The 19646-nt window shown below is 65.1% G+C and carries 24 protein-coding genes; 18 read left to right on the forward strand and 6 right to left on the reverse strand.

Annotated elements, in window-relative coordinates; all coding sequences use genetic code 11:
* Positions 1-22: 22 nt before the first annotated feature.
* A complete protein-coding gene (locus ABVK50_RS21770) occupies positions 23-616 on the reverse strand; it encodes a TetR/AcrR family transcriptional regulator (RefSeq protein WP_353644599.1) in 594 nt (197 codons plus the stop codon).
* A 102-nt stretch (positions 617-718) separates the two neighbouring features.
* Between ABVK50_RS21770 and ABVK50_RS21775 the strand changes: the two genes are divergently transcribed.
* The 10 genes from ABVK50_RS21775 to ABVK50_RS21820 all read left to right on the forward strand — a co-directional run bounded on the left by ABVK50_RS21775 (position 719) and on the right by ABVK50_RS21820 (position 8539).
* Entirely contained in the window at positions 719-958 is a 240-nt protein-coding gene (locus tag ABVK50_RS21775; RefSeq protein ID WP_353644598.1) for a hypothetical protein, read from the forward strand.
* A 70-nt stretch (positions 959-1028) separates the two neighbouring features.
* Positions 1029-1907, forward strand: coding sequence for an arginase family protein (locus ABVK50_RS21780; protein ID WP_353644597.1), 879 nt, complete (start codon positions 1029-1031; stop codon positions 1905-1907).
* A 173-nt stretch (positions 1908-2080) separates the two neighbouring features.
* Positions 2081-3322 (forward strand): bifunctional glutamate N-acetyltransferase/amino-acid acetyltransferase ArgJ, encoded by a 1242-nt coding sequence (gene argJ / locus ABVK50_RS21785; RefSeq protein ID WP_353644596.1) that lies wholly within the window; start codon positions 2081-2083, stop codon positions 3320-3322.
* A gap of 64 nt (positions 3323-3386) precedes the next feature.
* The gene (locus ABVK50_RS21790) at positions 3387-4160 is read left to right on the forward strand and encodes a GNAT family N-acetyltransferase (protein WP_353644595.1); all 774 of its coding nucleotides are present in this window, start codon (positions 3387-3389) and stop codon (positions 4158-4160) included.
* The gene (locus tag ABVK50_RS21795; RefSeq protein WP_353644594.1) at positions 4160-4573 is read left to right on the forward strand and encodes a (deoxy)nucleoside triphosphate pyrophosphohydrolase; all 414 of its coding nucleotides are present in this window, start codon (positions 4160-4162) and stop codon (positions 4571-4573) included. The genes ABVK50_RS21790 and ABVK50_RS21795 overlap by 1 nt, the downstream gene beginning before the upstream one ends.
* Positions 4574-4985: 412 nt before the next feature.
* On the forward strand, positions 4986-6059 hold the full coding sequence (locus tag ABVK50_RS21800; RefSeq protein WP_353644593.1) for a type III polyketide synthase: 1074 nt from the start codon (positions 4986-4988) through the stop codon (positions 6057-6059).
* A gap of 1 nt (position 6060) precedes the next feature.
* On the forward strand, positions 6061-6780 hold the full coding sequence (locus ABVK50_RS21805; RefSeq protein ID WP_353644592.1) for a methyltransferase domain-containing protein: 720 nt from the start codon (positions 6061-6063) through the stop codon (positions 6778-6780).
* Positions 6770-7960 carry an NAD(P)/FAD-dependent oxidoreductase gene (locus tag ABVK50_RS21810; RefSeq protein ID WP_353644591.1) on the forward strand — a complete coding sequence of 397 codons (1191 nt, stop codon included), beginning with the start codon at positions 6770-6772 and terminating at the stop codon, positions 7958-7960. The genes ABVK50_RS21805 and ABVK50_RS21810 overlap by 11 nt, the downstream gene beginning before the upstream one ends.
* A gap of 55 nt (positions 7961-8015) precedes the next feature.
* Positions 8016-8273, forward strand: coding sequence for a hypothetical protein (locus tag ABVK50_RS21815; protein WP_353644590.1), 258 nt, complete (start codon positions 8016-8018; stop codon positions 8271-8273).
* An 86-nt stretch (positions 8274-8359) separates the two neighbouring features.
* The gene (locus ABVK50_RS21820; protein WP_353644589.1) at positions 8360-8539 is read left to right on the forward strand and encodes a Flp family type IVb pilin; all 180 of its coding nucleotides are present in this window, start codon (positions 8360-8362) and stop codon (positions 8537-8539) included.
* Between the two features lie 16 nt (positions 8540-8555).
* Here the strand turns inward: ABVK50_RS21820 and ABVK50_RS21825 are convergent, their stop codons facing one another.
* The gene (locus ABVK50_RS21825; RefSeq protein WP_353645858.1) at positions 8556-9428 is read right to left on the reverse strand and encodes a methyltransferase domain-containing protein; all 873 of its coding nucleotides are present in this window, start codon (positions 9426-9428) and stop codon (positions 8556-8558) included.
* Between the two features lie 82 nt (positions 9429-9510).
* On the opposite strand from ABVK50_RS21825, the gene ABVK50_RS21830 reads away from it, so the two are divergent.
* The 5 genes from ABVK50_RS21830 to ABVK50_RS21850 are packed head-to-tail and all read left to right on the forward strand — an operon-like array spanning position 9511 to position 12555.
* Positions 9511-10296, forward strand: a complete 786-nt coding sequence (locus ABVK50_RS21830) for a ComF family protein (protein WP_353645857.1) — start codon at positions 9511-9513, stop codon at positions 10294-10296.
* A gap of 22 nt (positions 10297-10318) precedes the next feature.
* Complete coding sequence (gene grxC, locus ABVK50_RS21835) at positions 10319-10588, forward strand: glutaredoxin 3 (RefSeq protein ID WP_353644588.1); 270 nt, start codon at positions 10319-10321, stop codon at positions 10586-10588.
* Between the two features lie 10 nt (positions 10589-10598).
* Positions 10599-11465, forward strand: a complete 867-nt coding sequence (locus ABVK50_RS21840) for a carbon-nitrogen hydrolase family protein (protein WP_353644587.1) — start codon at positions 10599-10601, stop codon at positions 11463-11465.
* On the forward strand, positions 11462-11887 hold the full coding sequence (locus ABVK50_RS21845) for a DUF1178 family protein (protein WP_353644586.1): 426 nt from the start codon (positions 11462-11464) through the stop codon (positions 11885-11887). The genes ABVK50_RS21840 and ABVK50_RS21845 overlap by 4 nt, the downstream gene beginning before the upstream one ends.
* Before the next feature lie 59 nt (positions 11888-11946).
* Positions 11947-12555 carry a hypothetical protein gene (locus ABVK50_RS21850; RefSeq protein WP_353644585.1) on the forward strand — a complete coding sequence of 203 codons (609 nt, stop codon included), beginning with the start codon at positions 11947-11949 and terminating at the stop codon, positions 12553-12555.
* Positions 12556-12605: 50 nt separating this feature from the next.
* Here ABVK50_RS21850 and ABVK50_RS21855 read toward each other — a convergent pair whose 3' ends face one another.
* Positions 12606-13091, reverse strand: coding sequence for a MarR family transcriptional regulator (locus ABVK50_RS21855; protein WP_353644584.1), 486 nt, complete (start codon positions 13089-13091; stop codon positions 12606-12608).
* 127 nt (positions 13092-13218) lie between these two features.
* Between ABVK50_RS21855 and ABVK50_RS21860 the strand changes: the two genes are divergently transcribed.
* Complete coding sequence (locus ABVK50_RS21860; protein WP_353644583.1) at positions 13219-14103, forward strand: DMT family transporter; 885 nt, start codon at positions 13219-13221, stop codon at positions 14101-14103.
* A 21-nt stretch (positions 14104-14124) separates the two neighbouring features.
* Here the strand turns inward: ABVK50_RS21860 and ubiG are convergent, their stop codons facing one another.
* The 3 genes from ubiG to ABVK50_RS21875 all read right to left on the reverse strand — a co-directional run bounded on the left by ubiG (position 14125) and on the right by ABVK50_RS21875 (position 16705).
* Positions 14125-14877: a bifunctional 2-polyprenyl-6-hydroxyphenol methylase/3-demethylubiquinol 3-O-methyltransferase UbiG gene (gene ubiG, locus ABVK50_RS21865; protein ID WP_353644582.1), complete on the reverse strand. Its 753-nt coding sequence runs from the start codon at positions 14875-14877 to the stop codon at positions 14125-14127.
* 165 nt (positions 14878-15042) lie between these two features.
* Positions 15043-16338 (reverse strand): adenylate/guanylate cyclase domain-containing protein, encoded by a 1296-nt coding sequence (locus ABVK50_RS21870; RefSeq protein WP_353644581.1) that lies wholly within the window; start codon positions 16336-16338, stop codon positions 15043-15045.
* Positions 16339-16462: 124 nt separating this feature from the next.
* Positions 16463-16705 carry a hypothetical protein gene (locus tag ABVK50_RS21875; RefSeq protein ID WP_353644580.1) on the reverse strand — a complete coding sequence of 81 codons (243 nt, stop codon included), beginning with the start codon at positions 16703-16705 and terminating at the stop codon, positions 16463-16465.
* Between the two features lie 159 nt (positions 16706-16864).
* Between ABVK50_RS21875 and ABVK50_RS21880 the strand changes: the two genes are divergently transcribed.
* On the forward strand, positions 16865-18274 hold the full coding sequence (locus ABVK50_RS21880; protein WP_353644579.1) for a lipopolysaccharide biosynthesis protein: 1410 nt from the start codon (positions 16865-16867) through the stop codon (positions 18272-18274).
* Complete coding sequence (locus ABVK50_RS21885; protein ID WP_353644578.1) at positions 18274-19557, forward strand: GNAT family N-acetyltransferase; 1284 nt, start codon at positions 18274-18276, stop codon at positions 19555-19557. Before ABVK50_RS21880 ends, ABVK50_RS21885 begins: the two co-directional genes overlap by 1 nt.
* Positions 19558-19646: the final 89 nt, after the last annotated feature.

Here is a 19646-nt window from a genome sequence, read left to right on the forward strand (position 1 = left end):
CGTGGCGGGGAGTATTTCAAGCTTAGGCGAGCAGGCTTTTGGCTATGATCCGAACCGCTTTGCGGATCGTCTCGTCGTCTTCGTCGAGGCGGTTCGTCAAAAGATGAATCCACGCATAGCCGGACAGCATGTCGGCGACGAGAGTGGGATCGGCGTCGGCGGCGACCTCGCCCCTGGCCTTGGCGCGCTCGACGATCTGGCCGGTATGGGCGCGCCGTTCCCTGGCGTAATCGGCAAGCGCGGCTGATGCGGTCGCGTCTGATTGCGCCTCGGCCACGAAGGAGCGGAAGATGCTGCCGGCCGGCGTTTCCCGCCATTGCCTGAACAGGCTTTTCAGGAAGCGGAACATATCCTCCTCGACCGAACCCGTATCGGCATAGTCGATATCGCGCTTCTGGCGCTGATAGACGTCGAGGAGAAGAGCGGCCTTGCTGGGCCACCAGCGATAGATGGTCGGCTTGCCGGCGCGGGCGCGGCGGGCGACCGCCTCGATGGAAAAACCGGCATAGCCTGCCTCGAGCAGGACCGCCTCCGCAGCATCACGAATAGCGTCGGCGCTGTCCGGATTGCGTTTGGCGCCGATCGAGCGGCGCGCTTTTTCGGGTGGCTTTTCCATTAGTCTCCCTGAAACCTTTCAACGCATCATAGCATGAAGGCTTGACGAAACGAAACGGTTCGTTCTATTTAACGGAACGTACCGTTTCGTTGGAGATTCGTTATGAGCACTTCCCCCGCACCCACCCGCTTCTCGCGTCCGCGCTTCGCCTTGCTGGTGATGCTCGGCGTCTATCCGCTCATCACAGGGCTGCTCTATATCGTCATTCCGCTGACTGACGGCTGGACCACATGGCAGCGCACGCTGGTCATCGTTCCGCTGATGGTCGTCACCATCATCTGGGGCCTCATTCCGGGCGTGCAGAAGCTCTTCCGCGGCTTCATCAATCCGGCCAGCCGCTGATCACCGAGCCTACGAGGCAGTAGATGGCAGGAGCGATGCAACCCTGGCTGGCCGAAGCCGTTCACCCGGCATGAATGAAAGGACCATCCTGGAAGCCCCGTCGAGGCTTGGCCTGTCGTCGGGCGGTGTGGAAACGCTGCCAAAGGCGCTGCTCGCCGCTGGGTTTGCCGAAAGGATCGGCGCGCGGCGCGGCGGCGAAATTCCCTCGCCGCCGCATGAGGCGAAAGTCGATGCCGCGACGGGCGTTCTGAACCTCGCCGGGATCGCCGCCTATACCGTCACGCTGGCGGATGCGATCGAGCCGCTGCTGGCGAGGGGCGAAATGCCGGTCGTGCTGGGCGGCGACTGCTCGATCCTGCTCGGATGCCTGCTGGCCACGCGGCGGCGCGGGCGTTCCGGCCTGCTCTTCCTCGACGGGCATGCGGATTTCTTCCAACCCTCGGCGGAGCCGAAGGGAGAGGTCGCCTCCATGGAACTGGCAATCGCCGTCGGCCGCCACGACACGGTTCTCGCCAGGCCGGATGGCAACTCGCCGCTGGTCGAAGAGGAGGATGTCGTCGCTTTCGGCCGCCGCGACGAACAGGATTCCGATGAGTACGGCAGCCAGCGGATCGAGGACAGCGGCGTCGAACTGATCAATCTCGCGCGCATTCGCGACGCCGGCATTGCAGCAGTGACTAGCCAGGCGCTCGCTCGTCTCGCCGGGCTCGACGGGTTCTGGCTGCACCTGGATGCGGACGTGCTCAACGCCGAGATCATGCCTGCCGTGGATCACATCGTCGAAGGCGGGCTCGCCTGGGATGAACTCGTCCATGTCCTGCGGCAAACCTTTTCGACTGGACGGGTTATCGGCATGGACATCACCATCCTCAATCCAAGGCTCGACAAGGACGGATCGATCGTCGCCCGTTTTGTGGACGCCGTGGCGTCCGGCATAAAGGCGGATTGATTTTTTCAGGCGCGGGGCGTGCGCGCCAAGCCGACCTCGCCGGTTGGCGGTCGGGTTGTTTGGGGCCTATCGCTGGATGACAGCGCCGAAACGCGCAACTCTCGGGGAGACTTGCGCGGCGGACTGCACTAGGGCAAACGAACGTCTTCCTGTCGGCGATCGTTCGAGGATCCATGTCCGCCACCGTCTCACCGCTTGCGCCCAAGAAATATCCGAAAATGCCGGCGATCGAGGGCGTACGCATCGCCACTGCCGAAGCCGGCATCAAATACAAGAACCGCACCGACCTGCTCGCCATGGTGTTCGACGAGGGTACCACGGCGGCGGGCGTATTCACCCGTTCGAAATGCCCATCCGCGCCGGTCGATTTCTGCCGCGAGAACCTCGCCGGAGGCAAGGCGCGCGTGCTGGTGGTGAATTCCGGCAATGCCAACGCGTTTACCGGAAAGAAAGGCCGCGAGACGACCACGATGACCGGCAAGGCGGCGGCCGACGCGGCCGGCTGCGAAACCGGCGAAGTGTTTCTGGCCTCGACGGGCGTCATCGGCGAGCCGCTCGATGCCGGCCGTTTCAGCCACCTTCTAGCCGGCATGGTGAGAGAAGCGAAGCCCGATTTGTGGACTGAGGCCGCCAAGGCGATCATGACCACCGACACCTATCCGAAGGTCGCGACCGCAACCGTAAAGCTCGGCGATGCCGAGGTGACGATCAACGGTATCTCCAAGGGCGCGGGCATGATCGCGCCCGATATGGCGACGATGCTGTCCTTCGTGGCGACCGACGCGCCGCTCTCGGCCACGGTGCTGCAGAGCCTTCTGTCGAAGGGCGTCGGCGCCACCTTCAACGCGGTCACCGTCGACAGCGACACCTCGACCAGCGACACGCTGATGCTTTTCGCCACCGGCGCCGCGGCAAAGCGTGGCGCACCGCGGATCGCCGATCCGGCGGATGCGCGCCTCGCCCAGTTCCGGCGGGCGCTGAACCGGCTGCTCAAGAATCTCGCTTTGCAGGTGGTGCGCGATGGCGAAGGCGCGCGCAAGCAGGTCGAGGTGACAGTCACCGGCGCGAAATCCTCGCGCTCGGCAAAGAAGATCGCGCTTTCCATCGCCAATTCGCCGCTGGTCAAGACGGCCGTGGCCGGCGAGGACGCCAATTGGGGCCGAGTCGTCATGGCAGTGGGCAAGGCCGGCGAGCCGGCCGACCGCGACCGTCTGTCGATCTGGTTCGGCGACAACCGCCTGGCAGTCGAGGGCGAGCGCGACCCGCACTATTCGGAGGCAGCGACCTCTGCCTATATGAAGCGCGACGAGATCGCGATCCGCGCCGATCTCGGCATCGGGCGTGGCAAGGCGACGGTGTGGACCTGCGACCTCACCAAGGAATACGTCGCCATCAACGGCGACTACCGGAGCTGAGAGACTGCATGCAAATTCCACTCTGCCGGACGCCTGACGCGGCCTTCCTCACATAGATTTGCCTATGTCCAACACCTCTCCCCTCCCCGAACTCGCCAAGGTGCGCCGCTACGAGGCGGCGGGCTTTCGCGCCTGGCCGGCGGCGGCTGTCCACTATGACGGCACATGGCTGGTGCGGCTGACGGCCGGCCATCCGGCGAAGCGGCTGAACTCGGTCAATCCGCTCGATCCGGGCGACGTCGTCAACATAGAGGAGCGCATCGCCCGCGCTGCGCGCCGCTTCGACGCCTATGGCAGACCGCTGACCTTTCGCATGTCGCCTCTCTCGGGCGTCGCGCTGTCGCGCCATCTCGACGCCGAGGGCTGGTCGGTGTTCTCGGAATCGCTGGTCATGCGCATGCCGCTCGACGATGCGGCGATCGCCGAGGCGATGGACCAGATCCCGCTCAAGGATATGGGGCGCTTCATCGGCGCGGCGCTGAAGGTCCACGGGTCCGACGCAGCGCTGCGGCCCGGCCTTTCCGAAATCCTCGACTCGATCCAGCCCGAGGCCGGGCTGTTTGTGGTCGAGCATGACGAGGAGCCGCTGGCCACTGCGATCTGCGTGCATGACGGCGACCTCGCCGGCCTGTTCGAGATCGCGACGGACGCCGCGCATCGTGGCCAGGGCCACGGCCGGCGCATCGTGCTTTCGTCGCTGAAATGGGCGCGCCTGCGCGGCGCCCGCGAAGCCTGGCTGCAGGTCGAGGCCGACAATGAGGCGGCGCTCGGCCTCTACCGCTCGATCGGATTCTCCGAGATCTACCGCTATCACTATCGCCGGCCGCCGGAGGCATGATGACGGACGGGGTCAAGCCCGTGGTGCTGGTTGCGGCCTGCGCACTGATCGACGCCGACGGGCGCGTGCTCATTGCGCAGCGCCCGGAGGGCAAGCCGCTGGCCGGGCTGTGGGAATTTCCCGGCGGCAAGGTCGAGCCCGGCGAAACGCCGGAGGAGACGGTCATTCGCGAATTGCGTGAAGAACTGGGCATCGAGACCAAGACCGCCTGCCTCGCGCCGCTGACCTTCGCCAGCCATTCCTACGAGAATTTCCACCTGCTGATGCCGCTCTTCGTCTGCCGGCGCTTCTGGGGCACGCCTCACCCGCATGAGGGCCAGGCGCTGAAATGGGTGCGCCCGCGCCAGATGCGCGACTATCCGATGCCGCCGGCCGACGTCCCGCTGATCCCGTTCCTGATCGACCTGCTGTAGATCGCGACTGCGGCTTTTATCTTGCTGCCGACGTAGGGGTGTCTAGTCTTGCTCTCGGCGGTTCCGGTCTTCTTTGTCCGCAACAAGGGCAAAGACGGTTAAGTACACAAGGAACCCGCCGCAAAAAACGAATAGCCCTATGATTGTGCCGATCCGATCAAAAAGCATGTGCAGTATCACAAATGCCGTGAATAGCGCGAAGATCGGCAGTCTCGGGAATAGGAGCAGCGGATGCATTAGCGATTCCTATCACCGCTACCTGCCTCCCGCGAACGATTTGTGAAAGACGTAATCGGCCTTCCGCTGAGTGACGCTAGAGCCCATTCCCCGATCTAGTCGGAATAGCCAATCGCGGAACTAAATGCCCCGCCGGCAACGTTATTCTGACGTGAAGCCGCCGGGAACCGATCGCATGCCAGCCGACGCCTATGTGAACCGCATCGCGACGGCCGTGCCGGACCATGAGGTGCACCGCTTTTTCCTCGATTTTGCGGCTTCGCTGCTGGCCGCCGATCCGCGCAGCCAGCAAATATTCAGCCGCATGGCCGACAGGGCCGGCATCGAGCAGCGCTATTCCTGCTTCGCGCCGACCGACGACCCGTCGAGCGGGGCTCTCGACCGCGGCGGGATTTTTCGGCGCGACGCGTTTCCGGGCACCGGGCAACGCATGGAGATGTTCGACCGGGCCGCGCCCGAACTCGCGGCAAAGGCCGTCCAACGGCTGCTGCGCGAGGCCGAGCACTCCGGCATCACCCATTTGATCGTCGCCACCTGCACAGGCTTTTCCGCACCCGGCATAGACCTCGAACTGATGGCCCGGTGCGGCCTGCCGCCCTCGGTCGAACGCACCATGATCGGCTTCATGGGCTGCTACGCCGCGATCAACGGGCTGAAACTGGCGCGGCACATCGTTCGCTCCGAGCCGGAGGCGCGGGTCCTGGTCGTCAATGTCGAGATCTGCACGCTGCACCTCAAGGAAACGCACGATCTCGAAAAACTCCTGTCTTTTTGCCTGTGGGGCGACGGCTGCACAGCGGCGCTCGTCACCGCCGAGCCGCATGGCTTGCGGCTCGACGGCTTTCATGCCGCGATCGCGCCCGAGCGGCGCGACCTGATGAGCTGGCATATTCGTGACGACGGCTTCGACATGTATCTTTCCGGCCAGGTTCCGGCCGCGCTCCAGGAAATCCTCGGCGGGGGCATAGGCGCGATACTGCACGGTCGGCCGGCCGACGAAATCGACCTCTGGGCAATCCATCCGGGCGGACGGTCAGTGCTGGACGCCGCCGGACGGGCGCTCGATCTCGGCCCGCAAGCGCTGGAGGATTCGCGCGAAGTGCTGCGGGCGAACGGCAACATGTCCTCGGCGACCATCATGTTCGTGCTGGAGCGGATGCTGAAGGCGGCCGCGCCCGGCCAACTCGGCTGCGCCATGGCGTTCGGCCCCGGGCTGACGGCCGAGACCATGATATTCGGGATAGCGTAAAATGCCGGGCCTTGCCGACCGCCTCGTGGAACCCGAAATTCTCGACGGGCTTGCCGAGAAGGACCCGCGTGCGATCGCCGCCCGGCGCGACCTCGTCCGCGTCAACGGGCTGATGTTCCAGCAGGCGATCATGACGCGGTTGCTCGGTCGCCATGTTGCTTCGCCGCCGCGCCGCATCCTGGAGATCGGGGCAGGCGACGGGGCCTTCATGCTCGGGGTCGCGCGCCGACTCGCGAAACGCTGGCCGGCTGTGGAGCTGACGCTTCTCGACCGGGCCGACCTGGTGACGCCGGAGCGGCGCGTTGCGTTCGCCGAACTCGGCTGGCAGGCCACGGCAATCACCGCCGATGTCTTCGACTGGCTTCATTCCGCCGGCGACGTCCGTTTCGATGTCGTCGCCGCCAATCTTTTCCTGCACCATTTCGCCGACGCCGATCTCGCCCGGTTGTTCTCGGCGTTGCGGCTTCTGGCGCCAGTCTTCGTGGCGGCCGAGCCGCGCCGGACCGGCCTCGCGCATGCTGCCTCGCGCCTGCTCTGGGCGGTCGGCGCCGGCGACGTCACCCGCCACGATGCGCCGACGAGCGTGCGCGCCGGGTTTCGCCATTCGGAACTCTCCACACTCTGGCCGGCTGAAAGCGACCATCTCGAGGAGCGCGGCGCGGGCCTGTTCACCCATGTCTTCGCAGCGAACCGCGCGGAGCGAAGCATCGATGATCTATGACGCGGTCATAATCGGGGCGGGTCCGGCGGGTTCTTGCGCCGCATTGGCGCTTGCCCGGCAGGGCCGCGCCGTCGCTATCGTCGAAAAAGCGGAATTTCCGCGCCGCAAGGTTTGCGGCGAGTTCATCTCGGCGACCAACATCGCCCTTCTCGACAGTTTGGGCGTCGCCGACGCATGGCGGGCCGAGGCCGGACCCGAGATCCGGCGCGTCGGACTTTTCGCCGGCGAACGGTGCGTGACCGCTGCGATGCCGCGCGCTTCCGGCGGCGGCTACGGACGCGCGCTAGGCCGCGACATACTGGATGAGCTTCTGCTTGAGGCGGCCGGTGACGCCGGGGCGGAGGTTTTTCAGCCGTTCCGCGCGACAGACATCGTCGCGGACGAAAACGTCAGCGTCGTGCGGATGGCGTCACGCGACCGCGAATTGGAGCTCCGCGCGCCGGTGGTGATCGCGGCGCATGGCTCCTGGGAGCCGGGCAGCCTGCCCAGCCATCTGCCGAAGCGCAACCATCGCTCGGATCTTTTCGGCTTCAAGGCGCATTTCCGGCACTCCGCCCTACCCGCCGACCTGATGCCGCTACTGGTGTTTCCGGGCGGCTATGGCGGCATGGTCACGGCCGACCACGGCAGGCTTTCGCTGTCCTGTTGCATACGGCGCGACCGGCTGGCCGAGATACGCCGGACATACGGCGGCGGGGCGGCGGATGCCGTGCACCGGCATATAGTTGCGTCATGCTGCGGCGCTCGGGAAGCCATCGGCGAAGCCTCGCTCGACGGGCAGTGGCTTGCCGCCGGGCCTATCCGGCCGGGCATCCGCACGCGCTTTGCCGCAGGCGTGTTCCGCGCCGGCAACTGCGCCGGCGAGTCCCATCCGATCATCGCCGAGGGCATCTCCATGGCGCTGCAATCCGGCTGGTTGCTTGCCGCCGCGTTGGACGGCGTCGATGTCTGGGACCGTTCGGCGCGCGAAGCAGCCGCAAAGTGCTATTCGGCGGCCTGGCTCAGGCAGTTTTCGACACGCATCCACGCCGCCGACGCTTTCGCATCGATCGCGCTCAATCCGGCGGGCGCGCAGGCGATGGGCTCTGTGGTGGGCCTGCTACCGGGAATCCTGCCGCTTGGCGCTACACTCAGCGGCAAAACCAGGGCCCTGCCCGAACTAGCGCTGCAGCAGCGTTAATGGAACGTTTATCCAACCGTGAAAAATTGAAGAAACGGCTTGAGGGAGAACCCGCATGGATTCCTATAGCGAATGGGGCGCGCTGCGCATCACGCTGCTGTTCGGCGCCGCGGCGGTTGCTTTGGCGCTGATCGCCGCACCATTGCTCGAAGGCCGGAGCGGATTCTTCGCCCGAAACGCCAGCGTCGACCTGATGAGCACCGGCAGCATTGGCGGCACGACCAGTTACACCATCCGCAGGAGCGTGCTGCAGTCGTCGCCGGACGCCGTCTGCATCATCCGCAGCGACGGCGTACGTAGCGGCGATTGCTGAACCCACCTTTCACCGGCTGTTAAGCCTGCGGCGTTAACCTTTCTTAACAGGTTTTCCCTAGGGTAAACGCAAAGGGGTTACGACCTATGCGACCATTGATCGGGCGATTTCTCCAAGACGAAACAGGGGCGACGGCCATCGAATATGGCCTGATCGCCGGACTGATTGCGCTAGCCATCATCGGCGGTGTCGGCAGTGCCGGCAATTCAATAGCCGCCCTTTGGGACAGCAACAACAGCCGTATTCAGGAAGTGCTAAAACGTTGATAGCCGGCGCGGACGGTCAGGCGCCGTCCGAAGGGCCGAGAATCTTGGCCAGCGACACCTGCGCCGAGCCTGGCTTAAGCGGCTTCTGCTGCGAAGGATCTGGCGCCCAGCCCGACATCCACACCAGGGAAAACGTCGCCCTGATCCGCCCGTCCGCATCGGAATGGCGTTCGGCGTAGATTTGCGCCGCTTTGGCAAACAGCGTCCGCGTCGCCGGCCTCCGCGAGCGCGCCTCCAGCGCGTTGGCGGCGCCCATGGCGCGCAGATCCGCCATCAGGCCGAACAGATTGTCGTATCGCACCGTCACCGTCTCGACATCGGCGACCGGCAGCGCGAAACCGGCCCGCTGCAGCAGAGCGCCTGCATCGCGCACATCAGTGAACGGGATGACACGCGGGCTGGCGCCGCCGTAAAGCTCGATCTCGGCCGCCAGAAGCGAATCTCGCAGCTCCGTAAGGGTGGCCGCGCCGGCCATGCAGCCCAGGAACAGCCCGTCCGGCTTCAGCGCGCGGCGGATCTGCACCAGCATGCCCGGGATGTCGTTGGCCTCCTGCAGCGCCAGAAGCGAAACGGCGAGGTCGATGCTGCCGGCTTCCAGCGGCAAGTGCTCGGGCGCGGCCACCATGCCCGGTTCTCCGGCAAGGAAAGCCGCATCCGCCTCGATCCGGATCACTTCATCGGCCTTGCCGCTGGCCAGCACCGCGTCGCGCGCCGCAGGCGTCACGCAGTAGAGCGCAGCTGCCTTCGTGAAGCGCCGCTCGACAGCGGAAAGGCGCTCTATGAGGTCTTCTGCCGCGCGCGCCATCAGGAACTCCGCGCCGGGAACGGCCTGCGCAAGCGCCCGGCGCTTGCGGGCGATCGAGAGTTCCGTGTCGAACAGCTTTTGCAACGCCACAAATTCCTTTCCCGACCTGGCCGAGGCGGCTGCGCTTCCCCGCGCTTCTGCTATGTTCGGTCAACGCAGCAACCTCGTGGCCGATCCGATGGCTGAGATCAAGTCGCTTACCCTCGCCGCCATGAGATGGCCGGCGCAAATATTGTTTCCGCCGGTCTGCGCCGGCTGCCGCCGCCATGTCTCGCAGCCGGGCGCGCTCTGCGCAGCCTGCTGGCCGAGTCTCAAATTCCTTGAAAAGCCGTGGTGCGCGGTGATGGGTACACCGTTTTCGCAGGATATGGGCGAAGGCTTCCTGTCGGCCGAGGCCATCGCCAACCCGCCCCCTTTCGAGCGGGCGCGGGCAGCGGTCGCCTATTCCGGCGTGGCGCGGCAGATGGTGCAGGGACTGAAATACCATGACCGAACCGATCTCGCGCCGTGGATGGCGCGATGGATGCTGAGGGCCGGCGCCGAACTCCTCGCCGAGGCCGATGTTGTCGTGCCCGTGCCGCTGCACTGGCGGCGTTTTTTGCAACGACGCTTCAACCAGTCGGCCGAGCTTGCCCGCACGGTCGCTGCCATGTCCGGCCTGCCCTTTGCGCCGGACGCCGTCAGGCGCGTCAAGCGCACGCGCCAGCAGGTCGGGCTGCCGCTCAGGGAGCGCGAGGACAATGTCCGCGCCGCCTTCGGCGTGCCGCCCGAAGCCGACATCGAAGTGCGAGGCCGGCGCGTGCTGGTGGTCGACGACGTCTATACCACCGGCGCGACCGTTTCAGCCGTCGCCCGCGCGCTGAAGAAAAGCGGCGCGAAGGCGGTCGACGTGCTGACCTTCGCGCGGGTTCTGCCGGGGGACTTTCAGCCCGGCGAAGCGCAGACTATATAGATTTCAGGCAACAGGACCGATCATGGTTGATGTGACGATCTATACGCGCATGATGTGCGGCTACTGCACGGCGGCCAAGCGGCTGCTCGACAGGAAGGGCGTGTCCTACACCGAGCACGACGCTTCGTTTTCGCCGGAACTGCGCCGCGAGATGATCGACCGCGCCAATGGCGGCTCGACGTTCCCGCAAATATTCGTCGGCAACGTCCATGTCGGCGGCTGCGACGATCTGCACGCGCTGGACGCGCAAGGGCGGCTCGACGGGCTGCTCGCCACCGGCACTTTGAAGTAGGAACAAGATCATGAGCATGTTCAAGGCCGCGGCGATCCAGATGCGTTCCGGCACGGACCCCAAGCGCAACGCCGCCGATTTGGAAAAGCTGGTGCGCGACGCGGCCTCGCAAGGCGCGACCTACATCCAGACGCCCGAAATGACCGGCGCTATCGTGCGCGACCGCGAGGCGCGCAATTCGCTGTTCACCACGCAGGACCGCGACCCGATATTCGCTGCGTCGGCCAGGCTCGCCGCCGAACTCGGCATCTACCTGCATGTCGGCTCGACGGCAATCCTGCGCGCCGACGGCAAGCTCGCCAACCGGGCGCTGCTGTTTTCGCCGGACGGGAAGATCGTCACGACCTACGACAAGATCCACATGTTCGACGTCGATCTCGACAATGGCGAGAGCTGGCGCGAATCCGCCGCATACGAGCCGGGCCGCGAGGGCGTCGTCGCCGACCTGCCCTTCGGAAAGCTTGGCTTCGCCATCTGCTACGATCTGCGCTTTCCGCAACTGTTCCGCGCCGAGGCGCTGGCCGGCGCCGATGTGCTGACCGTTCCCGCGGCCTTCACCCGGCAGACTGGCGAGGCACACTGGCACGTGCTGCTGCGCGCCCGCGCCATCGAGAACGGCGCGTTCATGATCGCCGCCGCGCAGGGCGGGCTGCATGAGGACGGCCGCGAGACCTACGGCCATTCGCTCATCGTCGATCCGTGGGGCCGCGTGCTGGCCGAGGCCGCACATGACGAACCCGCCGTCATCGTGGCCGAGATAGACACCAGCCTCTCGGCCGCCGCCCGCAAGAAGATACCCAATCTGAAGAATGCGCGTGAATTCGGCCTGGCCCAGGCAGGGCCGCCCGAGGCAGCGCTCAGGGGAGCGGCGTCGTGATACGGTTTTCGCTCGAATGCGAGCACGAACACGGCTTCGAGGCCTGGTTCCGCAACAATGACGATTTCGAAACGCAGAAAAAACGCGGCTTCGTCGAGTGCCCGGCGTGCGGCTCGCACAAGGTCAAGAAGGCCCTAATGGCGCCTGCCGTTTCCACCGGCCGCAAGCAGGAAAAGATCGCGCTCGCCATGGGCGAGGCGCAGAAGCAGGCGATGGCGCAATTGAAGGCGCTGTCTGAAAAGATGCGCGAAAGCGCCGACTACGTCGGCGACAAATTCGCCGAGGAAGCGCGCAAAATCCATTTCGGCGAGGCCGACCCGCGCGGCATCTATGGCGAAGCCACCACCGAGGAGGCGCGCGGCCTGATCGAGGACGGCGTCGAGTTCATGCCGATCCCAGTGTTTCCGGAGGACAGGAACTGAGCCAAGGGTCGCCTGAGCACGAGCGTCGGGGGATCACGGGGTTCCTCGAGCGGGTGCTGTTGAAGCAATGCGACAGCCGGACCATTGACGGGTTGCCAATTCTTAGCCCGTACAAGAAGGCGATGGACCGGGTGGATGCCGGCTTATCTCTCATTCGGCTGCACGATCCGGTGCGATACCGACGCCTTACCAGAGACCTCAAACGCATTTGGCTGAGGCATCTTCCCGGCTGCATTGGCCGCTTCGACCCACCGTCATGGACTTGCGAACTTGATAGTCGCTTTGTTCAGGATAACGAAACCACGACGGAGATGGTCGCTGCCTTGATTGTGCACGAGGCGACGCATGCGCGTTTGTGGCGTCACGGCATTCGTTATGAAGAGAATATTCGATTCGACGTTGAAGGCGTCTGCATCCGCCGAGAAATCGCCTTTTCAGCCAAATTACCCGAGGGCGGATTGGTCCGCCAGCGGGCTGCGCGAAAGCTGGACGCATTGTCGAATATGGATTTGAGCGACGCAGCAAAAAGGAAACGTCTACGAGAGCGGATGGAAGGCACCTTACGCGGCATCGGGATGCCTCAATGGATCGTGAAGCTCCTGCTCGACTACGGTGATTGGCTGCACCACAGGAGACTGGCCCGCGCAACGCATCGGCCGGCTCGATGAACGCGGAACCGCGAGAGATATACTAGCGACTCTGTCAGACCCGAAAAGCTCTAACCCACGCTCCTGATCAACTTTTCCAGCAGTTCCGCCAGCCGATCCTGCTCCGCTCGCGTCAGTCCCGACAGTACCTGATGCTCATTTTCGACATGTGCGGTGACGGCTTCGTCGATCAGTGCGCGGCCCTTTTCCGTCAGTTGCACGATCACGCCACGCCGGTCGTCGGGATGCGGGGCGCGTGCAATCAGCCCGGCCTTCTCCAGCCGGTCGAGCCGGTTGGTCATGGCGCCTGAGGTCACCATCGTCGCTTCATAAAGGGCCGTGGGCGTCAGCGCATAAGGCGGCCCGGAGCGGCGGAGCGTCGCCAGCACATCGAATTCACCGGCCTGCAGCCCGAACCGGGCAAACAGGGGATTGAGCCGGTCGCGTGAGATCAGAGAGGCTGCCTCCCTCAACCGCCCCAGCACCGACATCGGACGGACGTCGAGGTCCGGACGCTCTTTTTGCCATTGTTCGACAGCCCTTGCGGCTCTGTCCATTGTCTCACCATAAAGTATCTTGACATAAAGAATCTTCTCATTAAATCATACCGCAGAGAACAACGCCGGCCAACACCCGATTTCTAGAAAATCAGCTGTCGACCCCAAGCCGGCCGCAGGAAAGTCGATGAAATATCTTTGGAATTCCGCCTTCGGCCTCCTCATCATCACCGGCGGTCTGCTCGGCCTGTCGCTGCCGTTCGGCAAGATCGCCACCGCGGCCGGCGCCTCCGGCATGCTGTGGGCGTTCGTCATCTCCTTCGGCGCGGGCGGCGTGCTTCTGGCCGTCCTGCTTGCGAGAGGAAAGCGTATCGCGTTCAGCATTCACAAGCTCCGCTATTTCACCATCACGGCGGCGGTCTCCTACGCCATCCCCAACCTTCTGATGTTCTCGGCCATCCCGCATCTCGGCGCCGGCTACACCGGCATCATGTTCACCCTGTCGCCGGTGATCACGCTGGTCCTGTCGCTCCTGCTCGGCGTGCGCCGTCCTAACCTTCTCGGCGTTGCAGGCATCGCCGTCGGCTTTGTCGGCGCGGTCATGGTGGCGGCGACGCGCGGCGAGGCAGGCGCGCCGGCGGACCTGTTCTGGGTCGCCGTGGGCCTCCTGATCCCCTTCTTCCTCGCCGCCGGCAACATCTACCGCACCTTCGACTGGCCGCGAGACGCCGGGCCCATCGAGCTCGCCGTCGGCAGCCATCTGGCGGCGGCCGCGATGCTGCTCGTCGGCCTGCTTTCGATCGAGGGCGCAGGTTCGTTCGCCGTCCTGTCCGGCATGCCCGTGGTCGTGCTTGCGCAGATGACTGCTGCCGCGGCGATGTTCGCCTTCTTCTTCCGCCTGCAGGCAGTCGGCGGCCCGGTCTATCTAAGCCAGATCGGCTACGTCGCCGCCGCCATCGGCCTCGTCGCCGGCGTGCTGTTCCTAGGCGAGCGCTATCAGTTGCTGACCTGGCTCGGTGCGGCGATCATCACCGTCGGCGTCATCATGACGACAAAAGCGCAGAAGCGTTAGCGTCGCCTTCGACCGCCGCCCTCACGAAGGCCGGCGCTTCTCCGCCAGCACCATGTAGTTCACGTCCATGTCGCGAGAGCGCTGCCAGCGATCGGCAAGCAGATTGTAGATGACGCCGGTGCGGTCCGCTATCGTCATGCCGACGTTGGAAAGCGCCCTTTCCAGCTCCTCCGGCCGCACCAGTCTGCCGTATTGGTGGGTGCCGCGCGGCAGCCAGCGCAGGAGGTATTCCGCCCCGACGATCGCAAGGCCGAGCGCCTTCAGCGTGCGGTTGATGGTGGCGACGAACATGATGCCGTCCGGCTTCACCATCTCGGCGCACTTGCCGATGAACAGGTCGATGTCGGCGACATGCTCCACCACTTCCATGTTGAGGATGACGTCGAACTTTTCGCCAGCGTCCGCCAGCGCCTCGGCCGTGGTCGCGCGATAGTCGACGGGAACACCGGCCTCGGCCGCATGCAGCCGCGCCACTTCGATATTGGTCTCCGATGCGTCGGCGCCGACCACTTCGGCGCCGAGCCTGGCCATCGGCTCGCACAAAAGGCCGCCGCCGCAGCCGATGTCGAGGATGCGCAGACCCTCGAAGGGCCGAGCGGCATGCGAATCGCGCCCGAACCGGGCGGCGATCTGGTCGCGAATATAGGCGAGCCGGACCGGATTGAATTTGTGCAGCGGCCTGAACTTGCCGTTCGGGTTCCACCATTCGGCGGCTAGCGCGGAGAAGCGTTCCACTTCTCCGGCATCGATCGTGGATCGTGTCGGTTCGGGCATGGCGTGGTCTCCTTCGAGCGCAACCAAGTCGGGTTCCAGGGCGGTCTTGTCAAGGCGGCAATCGCAGCGGACGACCGTCACCGGGCCGTGCGAGCCGGACCGGCGCCGGTATCGCAACGGCTCGCGCCAGACCGCCCTTGCCCATTTTTTCGTGGAAAACCCGTGTCAGGCGGCCGCAGGAGTGGAATTGTCGGCGGTTTCGGCTCGGCCGGCCAGGAAATGGAGCAGCATCCTGCCCTTGCCCTTGATCATGACCATGCCGCGTTCCTCGAAACTATAGTCCTCGCCGATAGCCAGCTTTGCCTCGCGCGAAACCTGGATCCGGCCTGCCTGCCCGTGCTGCTCCATGCGGGCGGCGGTGTTCACCGTGTCGCCCCAGACATCGTAGAAGAGCTTGCGCGAGCCGATCACGCCGGCCACCGCCGGGCCGCTGTGGATGCCGATGCGAACGGCGATCTCCTCGCCGAACTCGGCCGACAGCGCCGCAGTCACGGCCAGCATGTCGAGCGCCATCTCGGCCACAGCGCGCGCGTGGCCTTCCTTCTGCTCCGGCAGGCCGCCGGCGACCATGTAGGCGTCGCCGATCGTCTTGATCTTCTCCAGCCCGTGCTCTTCGGCCAGCGTGTCGAATTCGGAGAACACCCGGTTGAGGAACGACACCAGCCGGTCGGCAGGAAGCCGGGCGGCGCGCGGCGTGAAGCCGACAATGTCGGCGAACAATATGGTCACGGCGGGCAGGTCGTCGGCGATGATCTCGTCCGGCCGCTGCTTGAGCCGCGCCGCAATCGAGGCCGGCATCAGATTGAGCAGCAGCCGCTCCGAACGCTCATGTTCCGCCTCCAGCGCGTCCTCGGAGGCTTCCGCGCGCCGGAACGTGTAGAAGGCGGCGATGAAGTTGATGATCGCCGACATCGAGACCGACAGGATGAAGGTGAACCGCGCCACGCTCTCCGGCATCGGCATGATAGCCGACTGGCGCGGGAAGGCGAGTTCGATCGCCGCGAACACCACGAGATAGGCGGAAAAATACATCGAGGCGAGCCCGAGCCGGCCCGACCCCAGTATCATGATCAGTATGCCCGGCCCGGCGAGCAGGAAATATTGCAGGCCGGCATCGGCTCCGGCGATCAGCGCATAAGTCGACAGCCCGACCGCCGCCGTTGCCCACAGATACGTGCCGGCCGCAAGCGTGCCGAAACGGTGCAGCAGCGGCGTCGCCAGCCATATCAGGGAGAAGGCGAGCAGCGCCGCGATGAAAGGAAGATAACGGACCGGGCCGAGGAGCAGAAAGATGATCGCGAAGCCGGTGTTGGAGAACACGGTCGCCAGGCTGACGAAGTTGAGCAGTGCGGCGGCGCGTTCCTCGCGCCTGTGGGGATCGCCCACGCCGTAATTAAGATAGCGCCCGAACGGCTTCAAAGCCGGCTGCGCAAAGTTCTCTATTGCCGCTGTAAACGTCATGGAAGATACCGGCTGACCCCAGACGATGACTTAACGGAAGTCTGGCGGCCGCGCCAGATGGCGAGACGCTGGCAGGCCGAGAGCTATCGCGAACGTAGCTTTTGCGGTGGAGCGTCTACAGCGGTCAGTCGCGCAGCCTCTCATCCTCCGCTTCAGCCAATTCCACAAGGTTCCGCAGCGCCTCGACGCCGAGCCGGTTCATGTGCTTGCGGCCGAGCGCGATGTCGATGCGCATGGCCAGTTCCTGCGGGTCGGCGCCGCGCAATTCCGCCAGGGTCTCCACGCCGATCTCCTCGAGGTAGGAAATCATGCGCGGGCCGATCGAATGGGCCTTCAGCATCTTTTGGCGTTCGCTCTTGCCGATCATCGCCAGCTATCGCCTCCGGGCCTGTGAACGGCCTCGCCGAACCGTTTCTTAACGTGTGTTGTCTAGACCGGAAAAGGTGCGGCGTGGTGCGAAAAGTAGAGACTTTCGCGCCAGGCCATGCGCCGACATCAGGTTTGGCGGAAATCGGAGAGTTCTCGCGTGCGCTTTTCCGCGGCAACGACGGCAGAGCGGCTTTTGCCCGAGCGCCTCGCCTTGCGCGCCCGGCCGCTGCTCGGCCAGATCGATGCGGCCCTGTTCACCGCCGACGAGCGCGGCGAGGCGGGCCGCATGTCGCTCATCGCCTTCTCGATCCGCATCGTCAGCGCGGCCATCGCCTTCGTAAGCCAGGTTCTCCTGGCGCGCTGGATGGGCAGCTTCGAATACGGCATCTTCGTGCTCGTCTGGACGACGATGGTGATCGCCGGCAACATTTCCTGCTTCGGCTTCCACACCTCCATCATCCGCTTCATTCCCGAATACCGCGAGCGCGGCATGACCGCCGAGCTGCGCGGCGTGCTCGTGGCGAGCCGTCTGTTCGTGCTGGTCGCGTCGACGGCAATGGCGCTCCTCGGCGGATTGAGCGTCTGGTATTTTTCGGGAACGATCGAGAGCTACTATTTCGTGCCCTTCATACTCGGGCTGATCTGCCTGCCGATGATCGCGCTGTCGGATGTGGTTCAGGGCATTTCGCGGGCGCATTCCTGGGCAGTGTCGGCGCTGTCGCCGACCTATCTGATACGCCCCGTGCTGATCCTCGCCTTCATGGCGGGCGCGTTGCTGGCCGGCTTTCAGCCTTGCGCCGAGACGGCGCTGATCGCCGCCATCCTCGCCACATATGCCACCACCATCATTCAACTGGTCAGCGTCACCGCGCGCGTCGACCGGCGGCTGCCGCAGGGCCCACGAAACATCCGCTTCCGGCTATGGTTCGCCGTCTCGCTGCCGATCTTTCTGGTCGAGAGTTTTTTCTTCCTGCTGACAAATGCCGACGTGCTGATGGTCGGCTTCTATATGCAGCCAGACGACGTCGCTGTCTATTTCGCCACGGTCAAGACGCTGGCGCTGGTCCATTTCGTCTATTTTGCCGTCAAGGCGGGCGTCGCCCAGCGTTATGCGGCGATCGCCCATGGCGAGCCCGACAAGCTCGCCGGCTTCGCCCGCGAGACCGTGGCGTGGACGTTCTGGCCGTCGCTCATCATGGCGCTGGTGGTGCTGGCGCTCGGCAAGCCGATGCTGATGCTGTTCGGGCCGGGCTTCGACGCCGGCTATCCGCTGCTGTTCCTGCTAGTCGCCGGCGTCGTCGCGCGCGCCGCCGTCGGCCCCTGCGAAAGCCTGCTCACCATGAGCGGCAATCAGAACATCTGCGCGCTGGTCTACGCCATGACGCTCGCCTTCAACATCGGCCTGAATATTCTCCTGATCCCCGAATTCGGCCTGTGGGGCGCGGCGATCGCCACCGCGCTCGCCATGATGTTCGAGGCAGGCGCGCTATCCTTCACGGTCTGGCGCAAGCTCGGCATCGTCATGGCGATTTTCGCGCCGGCCCTGGCCGCGCCGGAGGCTCGCTGATGGCCGCCATTCCGCTGCTTGAGGAAATGAGCGCCGGCCCGGCCGGCACGATGATCTCGGGCCTCGCCGGCTTCGACGGCGCCGCCGCCGAACCGGGACAGATCGAATTGCTCGAAAGCCATCGCCCGCCGCGCAGGCTCGCCATCTACCCTGCCTCGGCCGGTTTCGAACTGGTCGAGGAACTCGACTACCTCTGCTCACGCACGATCGAGCCGAACGTGTTCTTCAATCCGCGCTTCCTCGCGCCGGCAATGCCGAGACTCGAGGATCGCGAGGTGCGGCTCGCCGTGATCCGCGACGGCGACGATTACAAGAACCGGCTGCGGCTGCTGGTGCCGTTCTCGGTGGAGCGCCCGGCCACGCCGCTCGGCGTCTCGATCATGCGCACCTGGGCAAGCCCGTTCGGACCGCTGGGAACGCCGCTGGTCGACCGCGACGACCCGGAAGGCGTGATCGAGGATTTCTTTTCCATGCTGTCGCGCCCGCATCTGAAATTGCCGAAAGTGTTCGTGCTGCCCGACATGCGGCTCGACGGCGCCGTGACCGCCATGCTGAAATCGGTCGCCGAGACGCGCGGCCTGCCGCTGGTGACCACGGCCGAGGCCGAGCGGCCGTTCCTCGAAAGTGCGCTCGACGGCAATGCCTACCTGAAAGCTTCGCTCCGCTCGCATCACGACCGCGAATTCCGCCGGCTGAAGCGCCGGCTGGCTGACCTCGGCACGCTCGAACACATTGTCGCGCGCGGCCCCGAAGACATACGCCATGCCATCGAAGCCTTCCTGACGCTGGAGGCGACGGGCTGGAAGGGCCGCAAGCGCACCGCCATGGCGACGGATCGCTATCGCGCCGCCTTCGCCCGCGAGGCCGTGCACAGGCTGGCCGAACAGGATATGTGCCGGGTGCATTCGCTGACGCTGAACGGCGAGGTCATCGCCTGCCTTATCGTCTTCGTGGAGGCGGGCGTCGCCTATACTTGGAAGACCGCCTATGACGAGGCCTATGCCGCCTTCTCGCCGGGCACGCTGCTGATGATCGAGGTGACGAAGCAACACCTCGACGATCCCAACATCGTGACGACCGATTCCTGCGCCGTGCCTGACCATCCGGTGATGAGCCGGCTATGGTCCGAACGCAAGACGATGGGAACCATCGTCATCGGCATGACGCCCGGCGCCGACCGCGCCACGCGCCAGGCGGCCTCGCAACTGCACCTTTACCGCGAGACCCGCAACATTGCCCGCCTGCTGCGCAACCGGGTACGGGGGCTGCTGAAAAGGCGGTAGGGGTTCGGGCTGTCTTCCCAATCGGCCAGAGGCCCAAATCGCTGGATTTGGCGGCTCAGGAAGACTAGACTTGGTTTTTGGTCCAAAGC

Source organism: Mesorhizobium sp. WSM2240 (assembly GCF_040438645.1).
Lineage (GTDB): Bacteria > Pseudomonadota > Alphaproteobacteria > Rhizobiales > Rhizobiaceae > Allomesorhizobium.

Coding starts and splice junctions, on each gene's coding strand:
- ABVK50_RS21885 (WP_353644578.1), top strand. CDS start 18,274: ATGGCCGCCATTCCGCTGCTTGAGGAAATGAGCGCCGGCCCGGCCGGC.
- ABVK50_RS21840 (WP_353644587.1), top strand. CDS start 10,599: ATGAGCATGTTCAAGGCCGCGGCGATCCAGATGCGTTCCGGCACGGAC.
- ABVK50_RS21855 (WP_353644584.1), bottom strand. CDS start 13,091: ATGGACAGAGCCGCAAGGGCTGTCGAACAATGGCAAAAAGAGCGTCCG.
- ubiG (WP_353644582.1), bottom strand. CDS start 14,877: ATGCCCGAACCGACACGATCCACGATCGATGCCGGAGAAGTGGAACGC.
- ABVK50_RS21790 (WP_353644595.1), top strand. CDS start 3,387: ATGTCCAACACCTCTCCCCTCCCCGAACTCGCCAAGGTGCGCCGCTAC.
- ABVK50_RS21875 (WP_353644580.1), bottom strand. CDS start 16,705: ATGATCGGCAAGAGCGAACGCCAAAAGATGCTGAAGGCCCATTCGATC.
- ABVK50_RS21820 (WP_353644589.1), top strand. CDS start 8,360: ATGCGACCATTGATCGGGCGATTTCTCCAAGACGAAACAGGGGCGACG.
- ABVK50_RS21810 (WP_353644591.1), top strand. CDS start 6,770: ATGATCTATGACGCGGTCATAATCGGGGCGGGTCCGGCGGGTTCTTGC.
- grxC (WP_353644588.1), top strand. CDS start 10,319: ATGGTTGATGTGACGATCTATACGCGCATGATGTGCGGCTACTGCACG.
- ABVK50_RS21860 (WP_353644583.1), top strand. CDS start 13,219: ATGAAATATCTTTGGAATTCCGCCTTCGGCCTCCTCATCATCACCGGC.
- ABVK50_RS21795 (WP_353644594.1), top strand. CDS start 4,160: ATGACGGACGGGGTCAAGCCCGTGGTGCTGGTTGCGGCCTGCGCACTG.
- ABVK50_RS21775 (WP_353644598.1), top strand. CDS start 719: ATGAGCACTTCCCCCGCACCCACCCGCTTCTCGCGTCCGCGCTTCGCC.
- ABVK50_RS21805 (WP_353644592.1), top strand. CDS start 6,061: ATGCCGGGCCTTGCCGACCGCCTCGTGGAACCCGAAATTCTCGACGGG.
- ABVK50_RS21770 (WP_353644599.1), bottom strand. CDS start 616: ATGGAAAAGCCACCCGAAAAAGCGCGCCGCTCGATCGGCGCCAAACGC.
- ABVK50_RS21870 (WP_353644581.1), bottom strand. CDS start 16,338: ATGACGTTTACAGCGGCAATAGAGAACTTTGCGCAGCCGGCTTTGAAG.
- ABVK50_RS21780 (WP_353644597.1), top strand. CDS start 1,029: ATGAATGAAAGGACCATCCTGGAAGCCCCGTCGAGGCTTGGCCTGTCG.
- ABVK50_RS21815 (WP_353644590.1), top strand. CDS start 8,016: ATGGATTCCTATAGCGAATGGGGCGCGCTGCGCATCACGCTGCTGTTC.
- argJ (WP_353644596.1), top strand. CDS start 2,081: ATGTCCGCCACCGTCTCACCGCTTGCGCCCAAGAAATATCCGAAAATG.
- ABVK50_RS21800 (WP_353644593.1), top strand. CDS start 4,986: ATGCCAGCCGACGCCTATGTGAACCGCATCGCGACGGCCGTGCCGGAC.